The organism is Parcubacteria group bacterium, assembly GCA_016181765.1.
Taxonomy (GTDB): Bacteria; Patescibacteriota; Patescibacteriia; order UBA2169; family UBA2169; genus CG10-46-32.
In genome coordinates, this window is sequence record JACOYR010000003.1 from 26,340 (window position 1) to 46,632 (window position 20,293).

The window sequence follows — 20,293 nt, forward strand, 5'->3', positions numbered from 1 at the left end:
ATCAAACATATTAATATATGGCTACCGACAACCTTATTGCCAAACTATATCAATCCCCAAAGACAATCCTGACCACAAAGGATATCGCTTTGATTTGGCGGGAAACTAACACAGTCAATCTGCTCTCAAAGATCAAATATTATGCTAAGCAAGGATCATTGATCCGTCTGACTCGCGGCGTATTTGCAAAAAATAACGAGTACGACGCCAAAGAACTGGCAACGAGCATCTATACTCCTTCCTACATAAGTTTTGAGACGGTTCTGCGGGAAGCCGGCATTATTTTCCAACACCATGACTCTATCTTCGTAGCCGGTCCCTATCCGGCTACAAAAAAAATTGATGGCCATGCCATCACGTTCAGAAAGCTGAAAGACAGCGTTCTCTACAACGCGCGCGGCATCAAGAATGAAAAGAATTACAGCATCGCCACGCCGGAACGGGCATTCCTGGACACCATCTACGCATCGCCTAAATTTTATTTCGACAACCTGCGATCCATTAACTGGGAGCTATGCTTTGAGCTCGTAAAAATTTACGAAAACAAACAACTGGTGAAGCGATTAAAAAAATACCAAAAATATGCTGAATAAAGAAAAACATCAGCTGATAATGGGACGGATCTTGCGGGACATGTATTCCGACACCTCCATTTCATCCCTCATTGGATTCAAAGGCGGCACCTGCGCCTACTTTTTCTACGGCCTTGCCAGATTCTCCGTTGATTTGGATTTTGATTTATTTACGAGCGACAAAGCGACCCAACAGATAGTCTATGAGAAAATCGGCGGCATGCTCAAGGCGTACGGCGAAGTGAAAGATCAGTACATCAAACGCAACACGATATTCTTTCTGCTCTCTTACGGCGACGCCGATCACAACGTGAAAGTCGAAGTGAACGTGAGGATTTTGATGCCCGACATCAAAGAACATTACGAGATGAAAGAGTATCTCGGCATTTCCATGCTGGCCGGCAAGAAAGACTATCTTTTTGCCGGCAAACTGGCCGCTCTGACTGATCGTAGATTGCTTGCCATGCGCGACATTTACGACGTTTGGTTTTTTGCCAAAAACAATTGGGACATAAATGCCGACGTGCTCAAAGCAAGAACCGGCAAAACTATCAGAGAACACATAGCTGACTGCATTCCGGTTATCGAAAGGGTCAAAGATAGTGAAATCTTGCGCGGATGGGCTGAACTGCTGCCGGGTGACAAAGAGAAAGCCTGGATTAAAACCCATCTAAGAAAAGAGGCGGTGTTTTTGCTTAAAAACTACCAATCTGTATTAAAATAGCGGAGAAGTCAATACCTTGCCTTTAATGCGTTTAGCATCAATCAAGCCAAAGACCGTGCTGTCATCAGTGCCCCCGGGCCGGTTGCCCAGGACGAGATAGGCGCCATCCGGAATGGTTCCATAGTCCCGCGCGTACAGCCTTAGCATGGCTGTCTTGTTTTCCGGAAGCAGGTATGGTTCGCCTTCGGAGTTGACGAGCGCCTCGCCATTGACCAAAACCCGGCTTCTGCCGTCCGGCTGTTCCGCAAGCCCAAGCGTGTCCCCGGGAATGGCTTTGACGAATTTGACGAGATACCCGTTATCACCGGGCTGTTTGATGACTACCATGTCTCCTGTCTTGATTGGGTCGCGCTGGTATGCGGCCGTGTCCACGCGGATGATTTGGCCTCTAAACAAAATCGGTTCCATGGAAGCGCCGGTTACCGTAAACTCCGCAATGTCCGCAGAGCGTTCTGATTCCGGCGCGCCGCCGCTCTCCTCCGAAATAATATTTCTGAAAACGAACGCCAAAACAGCAACGAACGCCAAAACTAAAACCAGCGCGGACATGATCCGGCCGGTTCGCTTGCGTATACTACTAAACACTGGCGCGCGCATACTGCGCTATGGGGCAATCCACTCAATGAGAACATAACCATTCCCGCCGCTGCCGCCGCTTCTATCAGTACCATTGTCGCCGCCGCCACCGCCACCGCCACCGCCCTTGGTGCCTGCGAAGCCGTTGGTTTCACTGTTGCCGCCGGTGCCGCCGGTGCCGCCGGGCGCTATGATAGACGCGGCGCCGCCGCCGCCGCCGCCGCCGTTAGTGCCTCTCGAGCCCCCACTGCTCCCGAACATTGTGGTAGCCCCGGATTGTCCGGCGACGTTGTAACCCCCTCCACCACCGCCACCACCCCCAATCATCTGGTTCCATGCGGTTCCATTGTACCCAAGCGAAGGAACTGCTCCGCCAGCTCCGCCGTTACCGCCAACTGCTCCTCCAACTCCTAGCCCAATATGTCCTCCTCTGCCGCCAGTGCCGCCGCTGTCACCTCGTACTCCACCCAAACCCCCATTCACCGAAACGCATGACCCAAAAGCCGTTATTCCTCCAGTTCCACCCGTGGTTTGATATGCTCCTATTCCTCCGGATCCGATTGTTACTGATACGTCTCCGCTGACAGTGCAGGGCCATTTTAGAACACTGGCTCCACTGCCTCCTCCTCCTCCTCCTTTTACGTTGGGGGCGTCCCCACCACCCCCGCCCCCACCACCACCGACCGCGGTTACCCACACCAAGGTCACGCCTGCCGGCCGGGTCCAGGTGCCGGAAGCGGTAAACTCCTGCGATTGCGACACAGCGCCGCCTGCCGCGGCAACCGTGGCATCAACATACGATTTGTTGGCGGCATCTGTGCCTAAGGTCGGGGTTGATACGCCCAGGATGCGGCCGGCAACCGTGAGCTGTCCGGTTGTGCTCGCGTTCCCGAATTCGTCAACCAAAAACACGGTCGCGTTTGCGCCGTTGTTGATTTGAAAAGTCTCTGTTCCTGGACTCGTTAATTCATCAGAATCAAGCCGAATCTGGTAGCCCTTGTAGCTGTTGGCGTAAAAGTGGGGGTTCGCGGTCTGGGTTGAGGTTAGGCTTGCCCCTTGGAGCGTGAGCGCCGAGAATGTCGGGCTGTCCGTGGTGCGGAGGTTCTGGTTCATCAAATACACCTCGGTTGCGCCCTGGCCAGTATCAATAGTGGTAAAGGTCTGCTGGCTGGTCCAGGTGTTGGCATTGCCCAGGTTGAGCGCGAGCGTGTATGGGCTCACCGCGGTTCCCAAGCCGCTCCGCGTGAGTGTTGTATTGGTCGCGGCCGTGACCTCGTTGCCGATGACGCCGTCCGCTTCCGCAGCGCCAGTCGGGCAGTTGGTGCCGTCCTGGCGGCACACGTTTTGCCCCGCGACCGTGATGTTGGCGGCAGCCGCGAGCACGCCGGCGGTTGAGATGGTTACGTCGTTGGTGGTTCCGGCGCGCCTAAACAGGAGATTGTCGGTGAGGTTGTCTGTGCCCACGAACCATTTCTCGGTTCCCTGGCGCGCCACGCGCAAACCGGTCCAGTAGTTGGCTGCGTCGTTTGAATCTGTGTTGACGATTGCGGTGACGCTGTCGTCGTACACATGCACCGGATAGCCGGGCGCGCTCGCGGCGCTTATGGTAATGCGGTTTGTCGTGGTGTTGCCCGCGTTTGTGACGGTCTGCAGGGTCGGCGTGGTTCCGGCCTGGCAGTTGCTCCCATCCGCAAGGCACACGGCCTTTCCGTTGATGGTCACGCCCGCATCCCCGCCTGACTGCTTAAGAACCAGCAGGTTGTTGCTGGCTGCGCTCCAGAACCTAAGCTCGTCGGTGGCATCGTCCTGGTAGGCGGCCCAGTACGGGCTGGCGGCGGACTGAATGTCAATTTCCGCGTTGCCGGAAGCGGTCTTGACGTGGAGCTGTTTGTTGGGGGTAGTGATGCCGATGCCGACGTTGCCGGAGGTGTTCCAGATGCCTGAACCCGGAAACGCGGTGTTCGCGCTAAAGGTCTGCTGGCTGGTCCAGGTGTTGGCATTGCCCAGGTTGAGCGCGAGCGTGTATGGGCTCACCGCGGTTCCGGAGCCGCTCCGCGTGAGCGTGGCATTTGCCGCGTCCGTAACCTCGTTGCCGATGATGCCGTCCGCTTCCGCCACCGACGGCCAGCTTGATTTGCAGTCCCCCTGGATGCACAGCTGGACCGCATTGAGCGTGCCCGCGCCTTTTTTGCCGCCGGTGGCATTTCCCACTTGCCCTTCTAAAGTATAAAAAGACGGGGTGGTGACTAAATAAGCGGCATCCGGGTTATAGGGACCTCCGGCCAAACCGCCCTCGGCCCTGATGCCCTGGTCAGAGTAAACGCTTTTGCTGCCGTACGACCGAATCCAGGTGGCGTCAGACATGTACCAGCCCCCGCCATAGGTGCCGTTGTACCAGCCCGTGGCGCCATACGAGCGATGCCAGCCGGCGCCATCGTCAATCACAATCTGGCCATCAACGCTGATGCCGGCATTGGCGGCTGTGACGCCGGTTATTGTCAAACTGCCGGCAATGGTGTTGTCTCCTGCTGCGGTTGAGTGCAGCCACTTGGCTTCCAACTCACCGGAAGGAACGTACACATTGCCGCCGATGGTTGTGTTTCCGGCGAACGCCGAAGCGTCAGAGCCGGTGTTCAGAACAGTCAACAGGTTCGGCGTGGTTCCGGCTGGGCAGTTAGTGCCGTCCTGGCGGCACACGTTCTGGCCGGCCACGGTGATGTTGGTGGTAGCCGCGAGCACGCCGGAGGTTGAGATGGTCACGTCATTGGTGGTTCCGGCGCGCCTAAACAGCAGGCTCTCACTGCCGGAGTCATCTATGCCCACGAACCATTTCTCGCTCCCCTGGCGCGCCACGCGCAGGCCGCTCCACCGCTTGACGCCGTCGTCACTGTCCGTGCTGACGATTGAGGTTGAGTTGTTGTCCATGACATGGAGCGGGTACCCGGGGCCCGCAGTGCCGATGCCGACGTTGCCGTTGTCGTACACCGTGGAGTTGCCCAAAGACGAGGCGCCGGTCCACTTGGAGATATAGTTCGTTGAACCGGAACCTGTGATGGTACCTGCGCCCGAGCTGTCGGCCGCGCAGGCCCACGCGCCGCCGACGCGCTTTGGAATCTCGTTGTTCGCGCAGTTCTGGCCCCACTCGGCGAACTCAATGGTCTGTCCGAAGAGCGACACGTTTGCGGAAAGCCGGGTATCGGGTATGGACCCGACAACCAGGCTCCCGCTCTGGTCAACACGGAAGATGTCAGCCGTATTTGCGCTGTTGCGGATGTTGAGCGGGCTCCAGTCGGATGCGGACACGATGCGGATGCCCTCCTGGGAGGTTTCGGGGTTAACCTGCAGTTTGGCGCCCGGGCTTATAGTGCCGATGCCCACCTCATCGCCAATGGTAGTCAGGCGCACATTAGCGCCGTCGTCGGTCCAGCCGCCGGCCGCGCCGAGGTCCTGGCAGTTGGTGTCACCCTGTAGGCACACGTTAACGCCGTTCACCTGCAACGCGCCGCCCGCGGCAACGTTCACGACCCCGGCCTCGGAAACGCTCAAACGGACGTTTAACGACTTGTCCGTAAGCTCAATGCCGCCGCCGTGCCCCACCAGGCGCAGGGCATTATTGCTGTCTTTGACGTAGATGCCGAGTAAATCAGGATACGGAGGACCGGCGCCGGTATCATCCGGCCAGGAGACTCCTGAATTTTGATAGATAAATCTAATCCCCTGCCCTGCGGCCGATGAAAGTTCCAAAAGTGTATTGATGTTGACGATTCCCTCAAACCTGCCCGCGTAATCATTGCCTGAAACTGCCTTGCCGTAAACAGCATTAAGCCCGGAGGTCGCAAGTCCCAATTGTTCGCCATACACTGCTGTCGTTCCCCCTGAATTTCCCTGTATGCCAATGGTGCCGGTTCCCTGGATTGCGGTGCCGCTTGCAACGGTTGAGGTAAACCCCCCGCTTGAAACCGTGAGTCCGCCGGAGAGGGTCTGGCTTGAACCCACCGAGTACACGGGCACGTCAACATTGCCCAAGGGCGGGGCCTGGCCCGGCGGATTGAACGCGGCGCTCGCCGAAACCGCGGACACCGCGAGCCCGGCCAAAAAAACCAGCGCCAGATTCTTGATGTTTGTGTTTTTGAAACGCATGAAAGGTATTTTGTATTATACCACAAAACGCGCGAGTGGCGCTACGGACGGGTTTCGCGCAACGTGGGCAGGCCCTTGGCAATATCAGCAAGGCCCGGGGGCGGGTTGATGATGGCGCGGCCGTCAAAAATAATTTGTTCCGCGGGCTCCTGGGTCTCGTCCGCAAACAGGCGCTGGAGGCTGATTTGGCTTGCGATGAGCATGCCTTCTATGGCGAGGGGAATGTCGGTTTCGTTTGAGCCCGTGGTTCCGGTTGCAATCGTGCCCTCGCTATAGAAGACGCCGGCCAGGTTTTGAACTGATGGGGCAATAGTAATATTGCCCTTCACGATCCACGCAACCGAGGGCAGGTTGTCTATGCGCGATGATACGGATCCTGACTGGTAGAATATATCCGCGTTAATGGCCAAATTGCCGTCCACGATAATAGTGCCGCTCCCCTTTTGCGTGCCCGTTCCCTTGTTGAAAGTCAAACTGCTTGAGATGGTCAAATCACCGGTGTAGTAGTACGCCTTTCCGTTCAGCAGAATTGACGAGCCGGCGGGCAAGGCGGATTCCGGCGCGCCATAGCGGCCCGCGATCAAACCCGCCTTATCAAGCCAACCGAGGCCGCCGCGATAGTTGTTGGCGGTGTCCGGCAGGGATAAACTGCCAAAACTCTCCGAACGGTACGGCGCGCCGCCCCCGCCGGCGCTCGGCAGGGTAACCGGGTCAATGGTTCCGTTCGCCTGGATGAGGTACGTGGCGCTGTACCTGCCTGAAGGCGGGGCAAATGACGCGCTGGCAGACCCGCCGGAATAGATATCCCCATACAGCGTCTCAAACCAGTATGCCAAAACGCTCGCCCCGCCGCCCGAAGCCACGCTGTCCCACATCACCCACCCGTCGCCCCGCTCGGGCTCGGGATCCGCGTCCAGGTTGTCTCCCCCGTTCCACGACCAGCCGGAAAACAGGCGGTCTGACCCGATTGCAACCCCATAATCCGTACTGCTGATATCAATAGGGCCCATCACCATCCATCCGTTCGCTCCCAATGCCTCCCATTTTGCCCAGCCTTTGATGACGCCCGCGGTAGTGGTCGGGCTTCCGCCTTGGTTGCGATAGAAAGTTGATGCTATCCCGGGCACGCTCCCCCACGCCGGGTATGGGCCAACCGGAGACATGTTGAGCCAGCCTAAGTTTCCCGACCACGCGTATCCGGTTACATTCTCGGTGGGAGAGCCGGACTCAAAATCAATGTTCAAGCCATAGTCAATGGTACCGCCGTTGTTGCAGTTGAGCGAAATCCAGCCCGTGGTGCGGGACCACACGTATCCGGAAATATTGTGAAAATTGCACGCCGCAAAAACGTTCAGGGGAATCGCGAACGCGGCGAGCGCCATGCCGGCAATAACGTATGGAAATTTTTTGCTTTGAAAATAATGCATAGCCTTCTGTTTTGTGGTATACTGGCAGTATACCATTAATCATCAACGCTTTCTATGTCTTTCTTAAAGCGTACCAATGGCCAGATAACGTCCCGCGACCTGGCGATCACCGCGGGCGCGACGCTCGCAATTGCCGCGGTTATGATTGCGGTCTTTGCAGTCCTGGGCGGACGATCCGGCCAGCAGGGTCAAGATGATCAGACTACCGAACGCATCAACCAAATCAAACAGCAGGCAAGCTCGGAAGCGGCGCCGGGAAGCGGGGAAGCGGACGGGCCGGACGCGGGAGTTGCGTTTGAGCCGCGGGCAACCTATACCGGCACGCTTTCAAACCGCGAACCCCAAGCCAGCATCACCTTGAGCACAGCAAGCGGCGAAGAAACCATACTGCTCTCGCGGGATACGGTTATCACGGCAAACGGGAGCGCGGTACCTGAATCCGGCCTCTCAATCGGCGACACGCTGCGCGTGGATGTTGAACGGTCGCGCGATGGGGCGCAAACCGCGCTTGCGGTTGCCATTCTCCGATCCACCTCGCCAACGGTGCCGACAAACGTAAGCATGCCAACCCTTCAGCCGGCCCCGGTCCAAACCCGGCCGGTATCGCCCTATTAATTGACAACAGCGGCCGCTCTTTGGTAACGTTAGCGCTCATGCAAAACCTTTTTTCATCCAAGTGCACCACGCATCTCAAGCAGGTGCTCTCAAAAGTCTCGGCAACAACCGAGCCAATTTCCGTTGTGCATCTCCTGGACGCGCTCGCCGCGGAAAAAGGCAGCATTGCGGCAGAACTCCTGAACAAATCATTCAAACGCCAAAGCGAGAACAGCGGCCAAAGTGCGGCGGCCTCTTTGGAGAGCTCCCTAGAGTACCGCGGCCAAAAAAATAGCGCGCCCGTTGAACGCGCGGCACTCGCAACCAAAACGCACCTTTTGCCCGATGCTGTCACCCGCAGCCTGGTGAAAGCCGTGCAAATCAGCCACCAGCATGGGCACCGCTACATTGGCACCGAGCATCTCCTCTCAAGCATCATAGTACTTGGCCTTAAGGAAGCAAACCTTTGGCTTTTAGAGCGCAACATGCGCAAGGCGCTCTTGGAAAAAAATCTCCGCATCGTGCTGGAGAGCACGGCAAAATTTCCGGACCTCACGGCCGTGTTCAGGGATGAGGGGGAAGCCCCGGCGGTCGGGAGCGCCAAACCCACGGCGCTTGAGTACTTCGGGCGGGAACTCACGAGCCAGAGCGCGCAGAAAGACATTGACCCGCTCATTGGCCGCGAGCGCGAGATAACGCGGCTCGTGCACATTTTGTGCCGCCGCCACAAGAACAACCCCCTGCTCCTGGGCGAAGCCGGCGTGGGAAAAACCGCCATTGTGGAAGGTTTGGCAAAACGCATTGCCGAGGGCGAAGTGCCCGCAGTGCTCGCCAATAAAAAAATCATAAGCCTGGACCTGGGGGCCATGGTTGCGGGAACCATGTACCGCGGCGAGTTTGAGGCGCGCTTGAAGCAGGCCATTGAAACTGCGGAAAAAGACAAAAACGTCATACTCTTCATTGATGAAATACACACCGTCATCGGCGCGGGCGCCGCAATGGGCTCCCTGGACGCGGCGAATATGCTCAAGCCCGCGCTCGCGCGCGGCGCGCTCTCCGTGATCGGCGCAACCACGCTTGAGGAGTACAAAAAGCACATCCAGGGCGATAGCGCCCTGGAGCGCAGGCTCGCGCCCATTGCGGTGGATGAGCCGAGCCTTGCCGAAACGCGCGAGGTGCTCTTGGGCATCAAAAAAAATTACGAAACCTACCACAACGTGGATATCAGCATTGATGCCATTGACGCGGCCATTGAATTCTCCAACCGCTTCCTGCCGGACCGGCTGCAGCCCGATAAGTCCATTGATCTCGTGGATGAGGCCGCCTCAAGCGTAAAAGTTGAACGGACCGCAAACGCGGCCTGGAAAAAAGTCCGGCAATTGGAGCGCGAGCTTGTGGACATCCAGGAGCGCAAGAAAGCCGCCGTTTCCCGGGAGGACTACAGCGAAGCAATCAACGCCAAGCGCCGCGAAGCCGAGACCCAAGGAGCGCACCATGCGCTGCTTGCCGCTATGCGGGAGTCGTCCGGAGAGCGCATAACCGTTACGCGCGAGCATGTGGCAGGCGTGGTGAGCGCACTCGCGCACGTCCCGCTCGGTCTGCTTACCGAGGACGAGCGCGAAAAACTCCAGCGCCTGGAGGAAGATCTGGGAACAGTGATTGTGGGCCAGGACGAGGCGCTCGCCAAAATCGCAAGCCTCATCCGCCGCTCGCGCACCGGAGTCTCGGACCCGAACCGCCCCGCCGCATCGCTCCTGTTTATGGGCCCGACCGGAGTCGGCAAAACCGAAACCGCGCGCCAGCTTGCAGCCGTGCTCTTCGGCTCATCCGGCCGCATGATCGGCCTGGACATGTCCGAGTACGCAGAGCCCTACAGCATCTCAAAACTCATCGGCTCTCCGGCCGGGTACGTGGGCTACCGGGACCAAAACGCGTTCTCGGACAAAGTCCGCGCCCAAGGGCACGCCGTGATCCTCTTGGACGAGATAGAAAAAGCGCACCCCGAAGTGCTGAACATGCTGCTGCAAATCCTTGAGGAAGGCCAGCTGCGCGACGCAACCGGAAGGGCGGTGAATTTCAGGAACAGCATCATCATCATGACCTCAAACACGGGCCAGGAAGCGTTCAACCAGGCGGCCCGGCTCGGATTCCACTCGGAACAGGCGCTTGAAGTGGACGAGGCTGAAGTGCGTGGAGAGTTGAAAGAGCGGTTCAGGCCCGAATTTTTGAACCGCATAGACGCAACCATCATCTTTAAGCCGCTCACGCGGGAGGTGTGCCGCGCCATCGTGGCACAGCACCTGGGCAAGCTCAACGAGCGGCTCGGCCGGGCGGGCGTCCGCGTGGAAGCGGATAGTGAAGCCATTGGGCATGTGGTGGCCAAAGGGTACCAGGCCGAAACCGGCGCGCGGGGCATACGCCGCTACTTCCAGGACCGCATTGAGGCTGAAATCGCGCGCCTCCTGCTCGCGCAAGCGCCAACGCCTAAAAGCCCGCGCAGTATTGTGATTGATGCATCAGACGATACGCTCATCTTTCGCTGGTCTGCTTGATCTCCTGTTCCCCCTCGCCTGCCTCGCCTGCGCGGCCGAGGGCGCGTGGCTGTGCACTGCATGCGAGAATGGGATTCCGGCGATTCTTGCGAATCACTGCCCGTTCTGCGAAGCAAAAACCCCGTTCGGCAATGCGTGCCCAGGCTGCAGGCCGCGGCACGCGCTTGACGGGGCGATTTCGTGCATTCCGTACGCGCACCCCACGGTCCAGTCCCTGATCCACGCGTGGAAGTACAACGGCGTGAGCGAGGTGACCGTGCATCTCGCTCGGTTTGTGGAGCGCTCTTTGGTGAAAGCCCGCCGAGCGGCCCTAGCCGCAGCAAAACAGTCCCTTGAAAGCGGCATGTCCGCGCAAGGCCTGCGCCGGCTCTCTGCCGCTCCTCCGCTCCTTGCGGGCGTTGATGTTCTTCTTCAGCCCATACCCTTGCACCCCAAGCGCGAAAAAGAGCGCGGGTTCAACCAGGCTCTACTCCTGGCGCGCGAGCTTGCGGGAACGGGCACAAACCGCGCCATGGGGAAACTTCTCGCCCGCGTAAAAAAGACGTCTGCCCAGGCCAAGCTTTCCGGGGTTGACCGGAGCACGAACATGGCGGGCGCATTTGCATTGGTTGCAAGCGAGTACCGCCGCGCAGCGGGAAAGCACGTGGTGGTGGTTGATGATGTGATCACCACCGGCAGAACCATGGAGGAAGCGGCCCGGCTCCTCAAAAACGCGGGCGCCGCATCCGTGTGGGGGCTGACTGTCGCCTATGGCCATCCGGTGCATGCGTAGCCTTTACAAAACGGTGGCTTTTAGCTATGGTGATAGTGCATAATAGAGAGGAAGAGCCAAACGGAAACTACTGTGCGGCTATCACGCGGAGAGGTGCCAGAGAGGCCGAATGGAGCGCACTGCTAATGCGTTGACCCCTTTACCGGGGTCCCAGGGTTCGAATCCCTGCCTCTCCGCCAGCATTTCATAAATTAATCATATGCCAGAAATAGCATCAGACGAAGAAATTAATGCGCTCGTGGACGAAATTGAAAAAGAACAAAGCGCGCTTTCGGACGAGAAACCAGAATCAGCCGAAACTTCTGATGTGCTTAGCGAGCAGGAAATCAACGACCTTCTGGATGATGTGGAACAACAGGACAAAACCCGCCAGCTCACGCCGGAGCGCGTGGCAAAAGCATGGGAACAGCTTGAAGACGGAGACCGCGCGTTTATTCTCACTGCGAGCGATGAAAAATTTTGGCCTATTATAGAAAAATTCAAACCAAAAAGCGAAAAAGCAAAAATCATGTCAGCCCTGCGAAAACTCACGCAGGCCAATGACCCGCGCGCATCAAACATAGCGCGTTAAACCATGCAAGAAACACAAACACAAACAATATCCTGGAACGTCCCGGAGTACCGCGAGCACGCGCGCGGCAAACGCTGGTACATGGTAGCCGCGGGCGCAAGCGCACTCCTCCTCCTCTACTCCGTGCTCACCGCGAATTTCCTGTTTGCCATCATCCTGGTCCTCGCCATCCTGATTATGGCCGCGCACGACCGCAAAGCCGCGCCGGAAGTAACCTTTGAAATCGCGGAAAACGGCATCAATGTAGGCGCTGCGCACTACTCCTATAACCGGTTCAAGAACTTCTGGATGTACTATGAGCCCGGCGAGGCAAAGACCCTTTTCTTTGAGTTCAAGAGCGGCATCCGGCCGCGGCTCGCAATCCCGCTGCAAAACAAAAACCCGCTCAAAGTCCGTTCAATCCTGCTCGTACACCTGCCCGAAGACGTTCTCCGCGAAGACGAGCCGCTCTCCGAACAGCTGATACGGTTGCTGAAACTATAATTGCCTTTTGCGACTACGACGCGCCCTCGTCGTTCAATGGATAGGACGCAAGATTGCGGATCTTGCAATGTAGGTTCAATTCCTGCCGAGGGCACCACGGGTCACGCAAAGAATACAATGAGTGTGCACCTCTCAACTCCCATCTCTTCTCTCACGCGGGTGGGAGCCGTTACCGCGACCCGGCTCGCCCGGCTTGACATTGGGTCGGTGTTGGATTTGCTTCAGCACTACCCCACGCGCTATGAGGACTACAGCGCGCGGCTTTCCACGGCCGAGCTTTCTGAAGGCGCGCAGGGAACGCTGTACGGGACAGTTGCGCGCATAGAGAGCAAAAAAACGAAGCGCTTGCGGATGCAGATCACCGAAGCCGAGATTGATGACGGGAACGGAACCTTGAGAGTCGTGTGGTTCAACTCTCCCTACATCACCCAAACAATCAAGGAGAACGACCGAATCGCCATTGCCGGAACCGTTGAGGCTGACTTTTCGGGCTGGGTCATGAAAAATCCGCAGTTTGAAAAGGTTGACAACCAAAAAGCAGCGGTGCACACATCCCGGCTCGTGCCCATTTACCCGCTGACCGCGGGCTTAACCCAAAAGCAAGTCAGGTTTTTGGTGAGCCAGGCCCTGGAAGCGGCCAAAGAAATGCCGGATGTTCTGCCGCACGCTGTCAGCGAACAGGAAAAACTGGTTGGCAAGCGCGAGGCGATCATCAACATCCACCTGCCGGAACATGCCGGCGCATACCTTGCCGCCCGCACGAGGCTCGCGTTTGAAGAGCTTTTCATTATACAGCTTTTGACGGAACGCTCCCGCAGTGAACTCGCCCAAGCGCGCGCCCCGAAAATTCCTTTCAACGAGAAAGCGACAAAGGAACTGGTCGCCTCGCTCCCGTTTGAACTCACCCGCGACCAGCGCAAAGCAGCCTGGAAAATCCTGCAGGACATGGAAAAAGGCGCCCCAATGAACCGGCTCCTTCAGGGCGAAGTCGGCAGCGGCAAAACCGTTGTTGCGGCCATTGCGGCGCTGAACGCGGCTTCTTCGGGCTTCCAGACCAGCCTCATGGCGCCAACCGAAATTCTTGCGCTCCAGCACTTCCAGACTGTTTCCAGGCTGTTTCCGAAACACGTGGTTGCGCTTTTGACCAATAAGCGCCACCGGCTCTCAACCGACCGCGCCGCGACCCAAACTGGCATTAAAAAAATGATTTCAGACGGCCTGGTTGCCATAACCATTGGCACGCATGCCATCATCCAAAAAGACGTTTCTTTCAACGCGCTCGGACTGGTGATCATAGACGAACAGCACCGCTTCGGCGTAGAGCAGCGAAAACAGCTGAAAGACAAGACCGCCGGCGATGTGCCGCACTTGTTGTCCATGACCGCAACCCCCATCCCCCGCACCCTTGCGCTGACCTTGTACGGGGACTTGGACATCACCACCATCCGGCACATGCCTGTCGGACGGAAACCAATCGCCACGCGCGTTGTTGATGAAGAGCATCGGCCAAAAGCATACCAGTTCATCAAACAGCACATCGCTAACGGCGAGCAGGCGTTTGTCATCTGCCCGCTGATAGAAGAATCAGACGCGCTCGGCGTTGCGTCCGCAACCGATGTATACGGCAAGCTCCGCAAAAATGCTCTGAAAGATACGCCCATCGGGCTCTTGCACGGCAAACTCGCAAGCGCGGAAAAAGAACGGGTCATGGATGCGTTCAGATCCGGAGCGCTTTCCGTGCTGGTCGCAACCGCAGTGGTTGAGGTTGGCGTTGACGTGCCCAATGCTTCCATTATGGTGATTGAGGGCGCGGATAGGTTCGGGCTCTCGCAGCTGCACCAGTTCCGCGGCAGGGTGGGCAGGGGAGAGCGCCAGTCCTACTGTTTTTTGTTCAGTGATTCGGAGTCGCCGGAAACAAAAAAGCGCCTGCAGAAGTTTGTGCAGGCCCGCGATGGGTTTGAAATCGCGGAGCTTGACCTCCAGTTGCGCGGGCCGGGAACGCGCTATGGCACCGAGCAGTCCGGCAGGTTCACTGATTTGAAAATCGCAACGCTCGCGGACAGCGGGCTTTTGGAGCGCACCCGCGAGGCAGCCAAAAAACTGCTTGCGGACGACCCCGCGCTTAAACGCCACCCCCTGCTTGCTGCAGAGCTTCTCCGCCAATCCCGGGAGCTGCATTTTGAATGACAATATGGACAACTCTTGACGTATCAACCAAACCATGTTTTTATAGTGATATCCCAACACGTACGCGCGGGTAGGCCCGCAGCAGTGGGCAATCGCATCATCTCCCTCTTTCGTCTTTGGCCAAAATCCAATGGATGAGACGCTTAGGCGGATATGAACGGTTCCGGCCAGTACGGCTTCTGCTCCCCCTGGAGTTGTGCTGGCCGGCTACCCCTATGACTTTGTACACTCATATTGAACCTTGATATATCCTAAACTTCGCGCGCAGATAAGGAGGCAACGCGCGCCGGAGGCGCTCCATCTATCGTACACTTCTGCCGCGGGGAGGCGGCAGAAGTTCCGTCAACCGCTACTCATGAGATATTGGGGGGAGAGAGTAGTATGGCCTTGTATCGTTCCAGAGTGGCAACTCACATGTCTTCTCCTGCAGCTGCCCCCGCAGAACAGCTGCAGGTAGATCTGAAAACCGGAGCTATCATGCGGTCCGTGACTCGTACCGACTTCCTGGCAAGCGCCCGCGGGCATCACCGCTACCCGGAGCTGCATGCCATGATGGTCCCGCTGAAGCGTCCTGTCCGCGCGGAACTCATCAATGCTGACCACCCAGTAACCATCGTAGGGGTCGTCAAGCAACGCTCCGTGGTTTTCGTTCTCGCCGGGGATGGCAGATCTCCGATCCCAATCGGGAGCGACAACATCAAGGACCCCGTGGTGCGGGTCCGGCTCTTGATGGGCAGCACAAGCAACGGGAAGCCCGCGAGGATCGCAGTCCCCACGGGCAACGTCTAGCAGCGCGCTGCGTTCAAAAAATGAGGCGGATGCAGGCACAGCTCACACTGTCCTGCTCCGCCTCCCCATTTCCCAACATTCACATCAAAGTGAATGTTTCCTCAAGCGCAGTTCAGCGCTTTTTTTGTATGCCAAGTGCGAGAAGCGCTTCCGGCACATCGCGGACCGGATGAATGCCTGCGCCATCAGGCGTTGACGCGCTCGCGGGCACAAAACATGAGGTAAAGCCGAGCCGCCGAGCCTCGGCAAGGCGCGTTTCAAGATGAGCCGCAGGCCGCACTTCCCCGGAAAGCCCCACCTCCCCGAGCGCGATTGACTTTTCCGGCATGGCCTGGTTTGAGAGGGATGATGCGATGGCAAGGCTTGCCGCCAAATCAAGAGATGGGTCTTTGACGCGCAAGCCGCCGACCACGTTCAAGAATACATCCTGGTTATCCAGCTTCAAGTCGGCTCGGCGCTGCAGTACCGCGAGCAAAAGTTCCAGGCGCGACACATCAAACCCGCTTGCCGCGCGCTTGGGGTATCCGTAGGAGGTTTTGTTGGTGAGCGCCTGGATCTCTATCAAAAACGGCCGGGTTCCCTCCATGATCACGCTCACCACTGACCCGGGCTTGCTGCCTCCGCCGCCCTCTAAAAACAGCTGCGAAGGATTTTTGACTTCAATAAACCCTTTGTCCGTCATGCTGAACACGCCTACCTGGTTGGTGGGGCCGAAGCGGTTCTTGGTGGAGCGCAGCAGCCGGTACTCGTGCAGCCTGTCCCCTTCCAGATACAGCACCACGTCCACCATGTGCGCGAGCAGCTGGGGCCCGGCAAGGGCGCCCGCTTTGGTGACGTGGCCAATAAGGATGATGGGGATAGCAGTCTGTTTGGCGCACTGTAAAAATTGCGCGGCGCTCGCGCGAAGCTGGGTAACGCTGCCTGGTTCTGAAGCGATTGATTGGTCAACGGTGGTCTGGATTGAATCTATGATAACAAGCGCAGGTTTGTACTTCTTGATTGCCGCAATGGCCGCTCTGGTGCGCGTGTCCGTGACAAATTGAATTCGCTCTGCGCTGACCCCTAGGCGCGATATGCGCATCCCTATCTGCTCGGGCGACTCTTCGCCGGCCACGTACAAAACGCCGCCCTTGTGGTGGCGGGCAAACCCGGCAATGGCCTGCAAGACGAGCGTTGATTTGCCTATCCCTGGGTCCCCGGCGAGGAGGATGAGGCTGCCCGCGACCAAACCCCCGCCGAGCACCATATCCACCTCATGCATGCCCGTTGAAAAACGGGCTACCGCGCGGGTTGCGTCAATTGACGTAACTGCCGCGCGATCAGCGGATCCCGCTCCCCCGGAAGCCTCTTGGACAGTGCCCCACTTGCCGCACTCATCACATTGTCCCTGCCACTTGGGGTACTGGGAATCGCAGTGCGAGCATATATATAGTTTAGTTTCCATTGGAGAGGAAAGGCATCAACACCCGTTCCACCTCCTCAAAGGGTTGCGCCCCGACTAATGCGACTCCCCCGATCACCAGGGTCGGGGTTTCGGTAATTCCCAATGCCCGGCCTTCGGCGAAATCGCGTTCAACTAAGGCAGGTATGGTATCATCCGAGCGGCATTCCGTAAAGCGGGCTTCATCAAGCCCTAAGCGGGCCGCGCCCTCCAAAAGCGCGGAAGGCGAAAAATCACCCTGGTTCGCAAAAAGCCAATTCTGGTACTCCCAGAACTTACCCTGTTGCGCGGCGCACCGCGCCGCAACTGCCGCGTCCTTTGACGATTGCGAGAGGAACGGAAAATCTTTCCACACGATCCGGGCCTCGTTCGGATATTTGGCAAGGATGCGCGAAAGCACGGCCTGGAAATCCGCGCAGTGCGTGCAGCTGAAATCAGCGTACTCATACATAACTGCGGCCGGATTGGCCGCTCCTCTTGCCGGGCTTTCGCGATATTCTGTGGGGCGCGTTGCGCCGGTAAAATCAAATTGCGCCTTTTCCGCACTGCGGTTGCGCCATAGGTCAACGCTGAACAAAAGCATCACGACAAGCCCTGCGCCCAAGATGCTCGCAATGACGCGGCTCTGCCCCATAGTTACCGCAGCCGCAGCTTGTGAATCCGGCCCGACACCCGGTCCGTAAAGTAGAGCTCTCCGCCATCCTTTGAAATTGACATGGTTTCTACGGTGAATGAACTGCCTCCCTCGCTCTCCGGAAACGCAATTGGCGCGGCTGAATTGTTTATCAAATCAATTTTGTATATGGTGTCCGGAGCGCCGAACGCCTGCTCCCGGAAAATGCCCGATCCCTCGCTCAAAAACTGCGGCACCGCGCAGTACACAACCTCCTCGCTTGCGAACGCGCACTTGTCCGGCCAGGTTTGCACGCGCAAGGAGCGGTTGCCCAAGCCGATGTTGTCCCCAAGGGCCCCTGTGATGTGGAGCATGGGGTTGTAGTTCGTTCCTTCGGAGTACACGCTGTAGAGCATCTGCTTGCCTTCCGGCGACCATGCGCCGAGAAAGCCGATGCCATTGGTCTGCAACGACAAAAAATTTTCATCATTCAAGCCGATAAAAAACACTTCCTCGCCTTCGCTTGATGTCGGCTCCCGGAACGTTGCGATGATTTGATTGGTGGGCGACCAGTTCACGCTCACGTTGCGCGACTGCGTGCCCAAAGCCTGCACGAGCTCCTGGCCCTCGCCCGAAGGGCTTGACGTGACAATCCACCTATCGCTCTCGGACTCGCCGATGTACTCGTACGCAAGCTGGCTGTCGTTCGGGCTAAAGCTGAACTCCTGGGCTTCCGGAGGCAGGGTTGCCTGGATGTTGCGCTCAAAATCATAGAAGATATTTGATCCGTCCGGAAACTCCAATACCGCGGAACTGCCGGAGTTTGACCACACAACATCCGAAACCGAACGGAACACGCGGTCCGAGAGCGGAACAGGATCCCCGCCAGCCGGATTGATGCGGTAGAACCGCTCATCCCGGCCGTCATAGTAGTTGAGCGATCCGCTCTGCGAGAGCGTATTAAAATCAGCGCGTGACGGCGTGATTGATGAAACCACGGTCCTGCCGCCCGCTGCCACCACATCCGGTTCTTGCGGCTCTGGTTCAGACTCCGGAGCCAGATTGCGCTGATCCAAGGTGGTATCAACCACGCGCCCGCCCGGGCCCGTGCCAACGTCCGGCAACTGGCCGGGTGCGGGACTGACAACACGCCCCGGCACCACCGAGGTACCCGGGCTTCGGAAAAAGAGAACCCAAATCCCCCATCCGAGCAGGATGACGATGAGAATAAAGCCCGTTATTTTGAGGATGAGTTTTACGCGGTCGGACATACTATACCTAATTTAAGGGAAACTTACTGGAATCAATCTCCAAATCACAAACAGTACCATTGGCAAAATCTTCGGGCTGGAATAATTGGGCCCCAGAAACTCCGGACCAATCAATATCATCAAAATCATACTTCCTAACTGCGCCGTCTTGGAGGTATAGCGGGAATCCGTTGCACTTATTAGCGCCGGAGCTGCTCTTTCCGAGCGCAAAATTATCATCAAGAGTCGGACCCAGGCTTGAACTGTCGTTTACTTCAATCTCCAATACAAAACCTTTCAAACCGCCGCTCCCGCCGCTGCAGTATCTCTTGGTAAACGCGTCTAGTAATTTATCTCTCCCTCTGCTTGCGGTGTACGGATCGGCAAGTACGAATTTCTCACTTGAAAAACTATACGCTCTGGAACGCGTCACTTCTTTGCTGTCTATCTCTCTTAGATACCCTTGGAACGCCAAATAATCTGTTTCGTTGCAAACACTATAAACTGTAATCTTGTCCGCATAAGTATTGGTAAAAAGCGACCAGCTGATATTACCCTGCAGATACACGGGCCGACACTGGCGATTGATGCAACTCTCCGGTAATGATTCTCCGCTATCATCTACACATGCAACGCCTCCGCAGATCGCTTGTTCACTCCTCAATTCGCCAATTTTGTAATCCCTGCCACATACTGTCTTATCGTCGGCTTCGCTGAATGGTATCAAACTTTTACCAGCCACCACACGCCCATCTGGGGCGAGCTCCGCCAGTAAACCCGCGCCTGCGTCGGTGGTGTACTCCGCTCCAAATTCTTTAACAATAAGGTCCTCAACTTCCTGTGTATTGCATAGCCGACCACCGATATTTGAAAAAAGGGGAGTTACCGGCGAAACGTCCGGCAGGCGCAACGCCACCAAGCGCGGGGTGATGGCGTTCAGGAACACGTACGAAAGCAATGCGAGCATGAGCCCGATGGCCGCGCCAAAGATGCGCTTTTTGGCGGAGCTGATCTTGTCGGACCCGCCGCCGGACATGATCCACTGGTAGCCCGCAATGATGAGCATGACCACCGCAAACACCGCGGCCAGTCCGATGAGCAAACGGTATACGCCCGCGATATACTGCGACAAATCCGGATTCTCCGGAACAAACGGGAGCGGAACCTGGAGCACAGCCGGAATGCCCTGCTGCACCTCCTCTGCTCCTTGAGCCGCATCTCCCGCGCGTTCATTGGGAAGCCGGTCCTGTGCGGACGCAGGAACGGCAACTGCGGACGCGGCAGAAAGGAGCAGTGCAATAATGAGTATTCGTGATTTCATATGGGAAACATGGTGGTAAGGTAGAGGCCGAACCCCGCAATCAGGAGCAGTAAACCGATGATTCCGAGAATGGGGAGGAGGTAGGGCAGAATGGCTTTAATGGCTAATCTTTTTACTGCTTGGGCTCCGGCTTTTTTTGCTTTATCAGCTGCGGCTTCGCGGGCCCTGGCGCGCAGGGCGCTGTACATCTGCGAAATGCGGCTCTCTTGGCCCGCGCCGCCCGGAACATCATCATACTCCGCGAGCGGATCATTCGGTTCTTGTGCGGATACGGCCATATG

17 protein-coding genes and 2 tRNA genes are annotated in these 20,293 nt (G+C 57.4%); 11 read left to right on the forward strand and 8 right to left on the reverse strand.

What is annotated here, in order from left to right; translation table 11 throughout:
* Nucleotides 1–17: 17 nt before the first annotated feature.
* Both HYT31_02310 and HYT31_02315 read left to right on the forward strand, forming a co-directional pair.
* Nucleotides 18–593 carry a hypothetical protein gene (locus tag HYT31_02310; GenBank protein ID MBI2050615.1) on the forward strand — a complete coding sequence of 192 codons (576 nt, stop codon included), beginning with the start codon at nucleotides 18–20 and terminating at the stop codon, nucleotides 591–593.
* Entirely contained in the window at nucleotides 583–1,296 is a 714-nt protein-coding gene (locus HYT31_02315; protein MBI2050616.1) for a nucleotidyl transferase AbiEii/AbiGii toxin family protein, read from the forward strand. Before HYT31_02310 ends, HYT31_02315 begins: the two co-directional genes overlap by 11 nt.
* Here the strand turns inward: HYT31_02315 and lepB are convergent.
* Genes lepB through HYT31_02330 form a run of 3 tightly spaced genes read right to left on the reverse strand, consistent with a single transcriptional unit; the run spans nucleotide 1,288 to nucleotide 7,439 of the window.
* Nucleotides 1,288–1,893, reverse strand: coding sequence for a signal peptidase I (gene lepB, locus HYT31_02320; GenBank protein ID MBI2050617.1), 606 nt, complete (start codon nucleotides 1,891–1,893; stop codon nucleotides 1,288–1,290). The two genes, HYT31_02315 and lepB, sit on opposite strands and share 9 nt — an antisense overlap.
* A gap of 6 nt (nucleotides 1,894–1,899) precedes the next feature.
* Entirely contained in the window at nucleotides 1,900–6,012 is a 4,113-nt protein-coding gene (locus tag HYT31_02325; protein MBI2050618.1) for a hypothetical protein, read from the reverse strand.
* A gap of 41 nt (nucleotides 6,013–6,053) precedes the next feature.
* On the reverse strand, nucleotides 6,054–7,439 hold the full coding sequence (locus HYT31_02330) for a hypothetical protein (protein ID MBI2050619.1): 1,386 nt from the start codon (nucleotides 7,437–7,439) through the stop codon (nucleotides 6,054–6,056).
* Between the two features lie 54 nt (nucleotides 7,440–7,493).
* Here HYT31_02330 and HYT31_02335 point away from each other — a divergent pair, with 54 nt between their 5' ends.
* From HYT31_02335 to HYT31_02375, 9 genes are all read left to right on the forward strand, one after another.
* The gene (locus HYT31_02335; GenBank protein MBI2050620.1) at nucleotides 7,494–8,054 is read left to right on the forward strand and encodes a hypothetical protein; all 561 of its coding nucleotides are present in this window, start codon (nucleotides 7,494–7,496) and stop codon (nucleotides 8,052–8,054) included.
* 38 nt (nucleotides 8,055–8,092) lie between these two features.
* The gene (locus tag HYT31_02340) at nucleotides 8,093–10,585 is read left to right on the forward strand and encodes an ATP-dependent Clp protease ATP-binding subunit (GenBank protein MBI2050621.1); all 2,493 of its coding nucleotides are present in this window, start codon (nucleotides 8,093–8,095) and stop codon (nucleotides 10,583–10,585) included.
* Complete coding sequence (locus tag HYT31_02345; protein ID MBI2050622.1) at nucleotides 10,545–11,357, forward strand: ComF family protein; 813 nt, start codon at nucleotides 10,545–10,547, stop codon at nucleotides 11,355–11,357. The genes HYT31_02340 and HYT31_02345 overlap by 41 nt, the downstream gene beginning before the upstream one ends.
* 87 nt (nucleotides 11,358–11,444) lie before the next feature.
* Nucleotides 11,445–11,536 (forward strand) — tRNA-Ser (locus tag HYT31_02350).
* Nucleotides 11,537–11,556: 20 nt separating this feature from the next.
* The gene (locus HYT31_02355) at nucleotides 11,557–11,928 is read left to right on the forward strand and encodes a hypothetical protein (protein ID MBI2050623.1); all 372 of its coding nucleotides are present in this window, start codon (nucleotides 11,557–11,559) and stop codon (nucleotides 11,926–11,928) included.
* Nucleotides 11,929–11,931: 3 nt separating this feature from the next.
* Nucleotides 11,932–12,411 (forward strand): hypothetical protein, encoded by a 480-nt coding sequence (locus tag HYT31_02360; protein ID MBI2050624.1) that lies wholly within the window; start codon nucleotides 11,932–11,934, stop codon nucleotides 12,409–12,411.
* Between the two features lie 22 nt (nucleotides 12,412–12,433).
* Nucleotides 12,434–12,508 (forward strand) — tRNA-Arg (locus tag HYT31_02365).
* A 26-nt stretch (nucleotides 12,509–12,534) separates the two neighbouring features.
* The gene (gene recG, locus HYT31_02370) at nucleotides 12,535–14,598 is read left to right on the forward strand and encodes an ATP-dependent DNA helicase RecG (GenBank protein ID MBI2050625.1); all 2,064 of its coding nucleotides are present in this window, start codon (nucleotides 12,535–12,537) and stop codon (nucleotides 14,596–14,598) included.
* 414 nt (nucleotides 14,599–15,012) lie between these two features.
* Nucleotides 15,013–15,387, forward strand: a complete 375-nt coding sequence (locus tag HYT31_02375) for a hypothetical protein (protein ID MBI2050626.1) — start codon at nucleotides 15,013–15,015, stop codon at nucleotides 15,385–15,387.
* A gap of 112 nt (nucleotides 15,388–15,499) precedes the next feature.
* Here the strand turns inward: HYT31_02375 and radA are convergent, their stop codons facing one another.
* The 5 genes from radA to HYT31_02400 are packed head-to-tail and all read right to left on the reverse strand — an operon-like array spanning nucleotide 15,500 to nucleotide 20,290.
* Nucleotides 15,500–16,831: a DNA repair protein RadA gene (radA, locus tag HYT31_02380; protein ID MBI2050627.1), complete on the reverse strand. Its 1,332-nt coding sequence runs from the start codon at nucleotides 16,829–16,831 to the stop codon at nucleotides 15,500–15,502.
* Nucleotides 16,821–17,462 carry a thioredoxin domain-containing protein gene (locus HYT31_02385; GenBank protein ID MBI2050628.1) on the reverse strand — a complete coding sequence of 214 codons (642 nt, stop codon included), beginning with the start codon at nucleotides 17,460–17,462 and terminating at the stop codon, nucleotides 16,821–16,823. The genes radA and HYT31_02385 overlap by 11 nt, the downstream gene beginning before the upstream one ends.
* Nucleotides 17,463–17,464: 2 nt before the next feature.
* Complete coding sequence (locus HYT31_02390) at nucleotides 17,465–18,712, reverse strand: hypothetical protein (protein ID MBI2050629.1); 1,248 nt, start codon at nucleotides 18,710–18,712, stop codon at nucleotides 17,465–17,467.
* A 7-nt stretch (nucleotides 18,713–18,719) separates the two neighbouring features.
* Nucleotides 18,720–20,012: a hypothetical protein gene (locus HYT31_02395; GenBank protein MBI2050630.1), complete on the reverse strand. Its 1,293-nt coding sequence runs from the start codon at nucleotides 20,010–20,012 to the stop codon at nucleotides 18,720–18,722.
* On the reverse strand, nucleotides 20,009–20,290 hold the full coding sequence (locus tag HYT31_02400) for a hypothetical protein (GenBank protein MBI2050631.1): 282 nt from the start codon (nucleotides 20,288–20,290) through the stop codon (nucleotides 20,009–20,011). Before HYT31_02400 ends, HYT31_02395 begins: the two co-directional genes overlap by 4 nt.
* Nucleotides 20,291–20,293 lie beyond the last annotated feature (3 nt).

Coding starts and splice junctions, on each gene's coding strand:
- HYT31_02310 (MBI2050615.1), top strand. CDS start 18: ATGGCTACCGACAACCTTATTGCCAAACTATATCAATCCCCAAAGACA.
- HYT31_02315 (MBI2050616.1), top strand. CDS start 583: ATGCTGAATAAAGAAAAACATCAGCTGATAATGGGACGGATCTTGCGG.
- lepB (MBI2050617.1), bottom strand. CDS start 1,893: ATGCGCGCGCCAGTGTTTAGTAGTATACGCAAGCGAACCGGCCGGATC.
- HYT31_02325 (MBI2050618.1), bottom strand. CDS start 6,012: ATGCGTTTCAAAAACACAAACATCAAGAATCTGGCGCTGGTTTTTTTG.
- HYT31_02330 (MBI2050619.1), bottom strand. CDS start 7,439: ATGCATTATTTTCAAAGCAAAAAATTTCCATACGTTATTGCCGGCATG.
- HYT31_02335 (MBI2050620.1), top strand. CDS start 7,494: ATGTCTTTCTTAAAGCGTACCAATGGCCAGATAACGTCCCGCGACCTG.
- HYT31_02340 (MBI2050621.1), top strand. CDS start 8,093: ATGCAAAACCTTTTTTCATCCAAGTGCACCACGCATCTCAAGCAGGTG.
- HYT31_02345 (MBI2050622.1), top strand. CDS start 10,545: ATGCATCAGACGATACGCTCATCTTTCGCTGGTCTGCTTGATCTCCTG.
- HYT31_02355 (MBI2050623.1), top strand. CDS start 11,557: ATGCCAGAAATAGCATCAGACGAAGAAATTAATGCGCTCGTGGACGAA.
- HYT31_02360 (MBI2050624.1), top strand. CDS start 11,932: ATGCAAGAAACACAAACACAAACAATATCCTGGAACGTCCCGGAGTAC.
- HYT31_02375 (MBI2050626.1), top strand. CDS start 15,013: ATGTCTTCTCCTGCAGCTGCCCCCGCAGAACAGCTGCAGGTAGATCTG.
- radA (MBI2050627.1), bottom strand. CDS start 16,831: ATGGAAACTAAACTATATATATGCTCGCACTGCGATTCCCAGTACCCC.
- HYT31_02385 (MBI2050628.1), bottom strand. CDS start 17,462: ATGGGGCAGAGCCGCGTCATTGCGAGCATCTTGGGCGCAGGGCTTGTC.
- HYT31_02390 (MBI2050629.1), bottom strand. CDS start 18,712: ATGTCCGACCGCGTAAAACTCATCCTCAAAATAACGGGCTTTATTCTC.
- HYT31_02395 (MBI2050630.1), bottom strand. CDS start 20,012: ATGAAATCACGAATACTCATTATTGCACTGCTCCTTTCTGCCGCGTCC.
- HYT31_02400 (MBI2050631.1), bottom strand. CDS start 20,290: ATGGCCGTATCCGCACAAGAACCGAATGATCCGCTCGCGGAGTATGAT.